The sequence below is a fragment of the Vibrio sp. 2130-1 genome, assembly GCF_033339515.1.
Window position 1 is genome coordinate 1 of record NZ_JAWOUT010000764.1, and the last position, 508, is coordinate 508.

The window sequence follows — 508 nt, forward strand, 5'->3', positions numbered from 1 at the left end:
CGCACGTCTTTGCTGGTCAAGCTGTATGTTTTGCCTTGTACAATAGGATTGGTGCTCAAGGTGCTTTCAGGCATTAGGTTCAGTTGCGGTTGTTGTGGCGCTGAACATGCAGCAAGCAATGCAACCGAAGCCGCGAGTAACAGTTTTTTCATTTTATTGTTCCTTGTAAACATTTTGCTCGGAGAGCTCTATTGTTTTGCGCTTAATTTAGCAGGATTTTTTGTTGCCTGTAAAATCACGAACTTATTGTTAGAAGCGATGAGTTTCACATTCTTATCGCCAAACAGACGTTTCAACTTGGCATCGTAGCCGAGGTGACGGTTTCCTATGACGAGTAACTTGCCATTTTGGTTCAAAATTTGTTTTGCATCACAGAACATTTGCCATGCTATAGGATCGGTAATGGCTGGTTGCTAATGGAACGGGGGATGACACATGATTAAATCGCAACTGTAAAAGATGCAGCCCCCGCAGCAGTAATTGGCCACGACCTAACGGGGACGAACGT

1 pseudogene is annotated in these 508 nt (G+C 44.3%); it reads right to left on the reverse strand.

What is annotated here, in order from left to right:
- Positions 1–188: 188 nt before the first annotated feature.
- A pseudogene (locus tag R7Q09_RS28575) lies at positions 189–437 on the reverse strand (methyltransferase); the annotation flags it as partial.
- Positions 438–508: the final 71 nt, after the last annotated feature.